Source organism: Nocardioides sp. (assembly GCF_035429765.1).
In the GTDB taxonomy this organism is placed as follows: domain Bacteria; phylum Actinomycetota; class Actinomycetes; order Propionibacteriales; family Nocardioidaceae; genus Nocardioides.
Map to the genome: position 1 here is coordinate 24,051 of NZ_DAOMFK010000002.1, position 3,877 is coordinate 27,927.

The 3,877-nt window shown below is 69.6% G+C and carries 5 protein-coding genes; 3 read left to right on the plus strand and 2 right to left on the minus strand.

The window, feature by feature from the left end:
* Window positions 1-281 precede the first annotated feature (281 nt).
* The 3 genes from PLP61_RS00415 to PLP61_RS00425 all read left to right on the plus strand — a co-directional run bounded on the left by PLP61_RS00415 (window position 282) and on the right by PLP61_RS00425 (window position 2,498).
* Window positions 282-539 (plus strand): CopG family transcriptional regulator, encoded by a 258-nt coding sequence (locus PLP61_RS00415; RefSeq protein WP_324499261.1) that lies wholly within the window; start codon window positions 282-284, stop codon window positions 537-539.
* Window positions 536-970: a type II toxin-antitoxin system VapC family toxin gene (locus tag PLP61_RS00420; protein WP_324499263.1), complete on the plus strand. Its 435-nt coding sequence runs from the start codon at window positions 536-538 to the stop codon at window positions 968-970. Before PLP61_RS00415 ends, PLP61_RS00420 begins: the two co-directional genes overlap by 4 nt.
* 184 nt (window positions 971-1,154) lie before the next feature.
* Window positions 1,155-2,498 carry an NAD-dependent succinate-semialdehyde dehydrogenase gene (locus tag PLP61_RS00425; protein WP_324499265.1) on the plus strand — a complete coding sequence of 448 codons (1,344 nt, stop codon included), beginning with the start codon at window positions 1,155-1,157 and terminating at the stop codon, window positions 2,496-2,498.
* A gap of 114 nt (window positions 2,499-2,612) precedes the next feature.
* Here the strand turns inward: PLP61_RS00425 and PLP61_RS00430 are convergent, their stop codons facing one another.
* Both PLP61_RS00430 and PLP61_RS00435 read right to left on the minus strand, forming a co-directional pair.
* Complete coding sequence (locus PLP61_RS00430) at window positions 2,613-3,092, minus strand: SRPBCC family protein (RefSeq protein WP_324499267.1); 480 nt, start codon at window positions 3,090-3,092, stop codon at window positions 2,613-2,615.
* Window positions 3,089-3,805 carry a TetR/AcrR family transcriptional regulator gene (locus PLP61_RS00435; protein ID WP_324499269.1) on the minus strand — a complete coding sequence of 239 codons (717 nt, stop codon included), beginning with the start codon at window positions 3,803-3,805 and terminating at the stop codon, window positions 3,089-3,091. The genes PLP61_RS00430 and PLP61_RS00435 overlap by 4 nt, the downstream gene beginning before the upstream one ends.
* Between the last annotated feature and the right edge of the window lie 72 nt (window positions 3,806-3,877).

The following is a 3,877-nucleotide window of genomic DNA, read 5'->3' on the forward strand; positions in this document are numbered from 1 at the left end:
CGCGGCCGCCTTCAGGTCCTCCAACGCCCTCAGCTGCGCGACCCGCTCCCGATCATCGACCTCGGCATCGACCGCCGCCAGGCCCGCCGCCCAGCCCGTGATCTCCGCAGAGTCCACCACGTCGACCCCCTGTCGGACCTTCGAAGCGTGCATGTGTTCGATTGTAGGCTACCCGACGGCGACGCGCAAGGGTGCGAACGAGGCTTTGGAGACCGGCGCAATCAACGCTGGCGACCGTCGCTGCATCAAGACATCATATGCTCTGATGCTATGATGTCATCATGCCTCGCACCACGGTCACCCTCGACCCGGATGTTGCCGGGATGCTCGACGTGCTCATGCGGGAGAGAGGCCTGTCCTTCAAGGAGGCCGTGAACTCCGCCATCCGGGCCGGCCTGGCGCCTCGCGCACCCGGCCCCGACTTCAGCTTTCCGACCTACGCGATGGGAGAGCCCTCCGTCGACCTGACCTACTCCGGAAGGCTGGCCGCGGACCTGGAGGACCAGGAGATCGCCCACGAGCTGGGACTCGGCCGGTGAAGATCGTCGATGCCAACGTCCTGCTCTACGCCGTCAACGAGGACACACCACCTCACGACGCGTGCCGCACCTGGCTGCAGCAGGCCCTGACCGGGACCGAGGCCGTCGGTCTGCCGTGGACCAGCCTGCTGGCCTTCGTGCGCATCTCGACCAATCCTCGCGTGTTCGCCCACCCGCTCACGGCAGCGGAGGCCTCGGACCTGGTGCTGGCCTGGCTGAGCCAGCCGGCGGCGGTCACGGTCGACCCGACCCCCCGCCACGCGGCCCTGCTGGCGGATCTGCTGCGACAGGCAGGCACTGCGGGCAACCTGACGAACGACGCGCACCTGGCAGCTCTTGCACTCGAGCACAACGCCGACGTCGTGACCATGGATCGTGACCTGGCTCGGTTCCAGGTCCGCGTCGTCGTTCCCCCACGACCGAACCACTGACGCCCTGGGACCACCGGCGTGATCGCCCTCCCCGGCGGTGCGGTTCACCCGATCGCCCCCGGCGCGAGGCCGGTTGCCTCGAGCCATAGGCCGACGCGCGACGTCGTGCGGGGATGAGGGATCCTTGCCCCGCCGGGCAAGACTCGATTGACTACGCATCACACCATGACCAGGAGGAGCGAACGTGACTGCCTACGCGGTCGTCAACCCCGCTACGGGGGAGACCATCAAGACCTACCCGACTGCCACCGACGAGGAGATCCAGGGGGCGATCACCAAGGCCCAGGCCGCCTACAAGAGCTGGGGCCGTACCACCACGGTCGCCGAGCGGGCCGCCCTGGTGCGCCGGGTGGCGGAGCTGCACAACGAGCGCGTCGACGAGCTCGCCGACCTGATCGTCACCGAGATGGGCAAGCCGCGCGACGAGGCCGTGGGCGAGGTGGAGTTCAGCGCCGCGATCTACGAGTACTACGCCGACCACGCCGAGGAGTTCCTGGCCGACGAGGAGATCACGCTGCTCGCCGGTGAGGGCACCGCCCGCATCACCCGCGAGCCGGTGGGCGTGCTGCTCGGCATCATGCCCTGGAACTTCCCCGCCTACCAGGTCGCCCGGTTCGCCGCCCCCAACCTGTGCCTGGGCAACACCATCCTGCTCAAGCACGCACCGCAGTGCCCCTCGTCGGCAGAGGCGATCCAGCGGATCTTCGACGACGCCGGCTTCCCCCAAGGCGCCTACGTCAACATCTACGCCACCAACGAGCAGGCCGCCGACGTCATCGCCGACCCGCGGGTCCAGGGCGTGTCGGTCACCGGCTCCGAGCGTGCCGGCGCCGCCGTCGCCGAGGTGGCGGGGCGCAACCTCAAGAAGGTGGTCCTCGAGCTCGGCGGCTCCGACCCGTTCCTCGTGCTCGGCACCGACAACCTGGACGCCACGGTCGAGGCGGCGCTGGCCGCTCGCCTGGGCAACACCGGCCAGGCCTGCAACGCCGGGAAGCGCTTCATCGTGGTGGAGGAGCTGTACGACGAGTTCCTCAGCAAGTTCACTGACGGCATCCTCGCCCACGGTCGTGCCCCGCTGAGCTCGACCCTGGCCGCGGACCGGCTCACCGCCCAGATCGAGGAGGCCACCAGCTCCGGCGCCAGGCTGATCACGTCCGGCGCCGAGCGCGAGGGCGCGCACGTGCCCTCCGGCGTACTGACCGACGTGAGCCGAGACAGTGCCACCTTCTACCAGGAGCTGTTCGGCCCGGTGGCCATGGTGTTCAAAGCCGCCGACGAGGACGAAGCGATCGAGCTCGCCAACGACACGCCGTTCGGGCTGGGCTCCTACGTGTTCACCAACGACCCGGAGCAGGCGGAGCGCGTCGCCTCCCAGATCGAGGCCGGCATGGTGTTCGTCAACTGTGTCGACGCCGACGGCGTGGAGCTGCCCTTCGGCGGCGTCAAGCGCTCCGGCATGGGCCGCGAGCTGGGCCGCTTCGGCATCGAGGAGTTCGTCAACCGGAAGATGATCCGCGTCAACGCCTGACGCGGCCCACGACCGCCGATCAGCGAGGCGGAGACCCCGTGACGCCCACGGAATCGCTGATCGGTTCCGGGCCGTGGAGGAGTGCTACCGGGATCGTCCGACCGAGGGGTCGGCTCATGTCCGCTCACGCGGCCGTGCTGCTGCGCCGACTCGGGCAAGGTCCTCGGCCAGACGTGCGTCGCGGTCTTGATGGGCGGGAATCAGACGGGCGTAGAGCAGGTCCAGCAGCCACGGCGCCCGCACGACGGTGAACGACTGCGTGATCAGCGTGCGGCCCTCGCGAGGTTCCAGTCGGATGCGCCACTGCGTGCTGTCGGGAAAGAGCCGGGTCGGCACCGTCCTCCAGACGATCTCGCAGGGCGGGTCCACGGTGACGATCTCGCTGATGCGGCTCCAGCGTGCCCAGCCGGACCGGTTCCGCCCTCGGAAGCGGGCGCCTGGGAGCGGTCCCTGAGCGTTGCCCAGCCATCGTGCAGAGTGGCACTCGTGGCTCCACTCCCCGATCCGGGTGACGTCGGAGATCACGTCCCACACCTGCTCAACGCTCGCGTCGACCTCCACCTCGACACGCGAGCTCTTCTGCACACGGCTCATGGTTCCCTCCTTGTCGCGGCGGTGGCGGTGCCCTCAGTCCCGCTCACGATCAGCAAGCGCTCGACGGTCACCGCCAGCCAACTTTCGTAGGCGGCTACCGATCGCTCGCCGATCTGGGTCAGGAGGTGGTAGACGTCGGCGCCCATGACCACCCACAGCCCGTCGAGCACGTCGTCGTCGACCGGTCGGCCGAGCACCATCTCCACCCCTTGGCGGATGTCCGCTCGCCGACTGTTCTCCAAGTCGTGGAGCTTGGCGGCGAGCTGCGGCTCGCTCCCGGCTGCTTCGGTGAGTGCTCGACGCAGGCCCCAGGTGCGCTGGTTGATTCCCGAGACCAGCTGCGCAGCCGCACCGATCCGGTCCGTGAGGCTACCGACGCCGATCGCGGCGAACTCGGGACGGTGCGACAGCGGCACGGGCTCGGCGTCGCCGACGACGCCCACGTCGATGGCGGCGAGCAGCAGCTCGGGCTTGGAGCCGAAGCTCGCATACACGGTCTCGACTGCGACGCCTGCTTCCGTGGCGATGTCGCGCATCCCGGTCGACGACCAGCCGCGTTCGGCGAACAGCACCGTGGCCGCCGCCAGGACGAGCGCACGGGTCTGCGCCGCCTGCTGCTGGCGGCGAGCAGACCGGTAGGGGCGTCGTCTCTCCTCCTGGGGTGCTGCCGTCACGAGGCCGGCGCCCCGATCGACGACGTGTCGGGCGTCCACCGCGCCCGCGCCTGGCGCCGAGCGGAGTCGCTTGTCGCCGCGGTGTACTCACGTGCCGCTTCCGCGGCCACC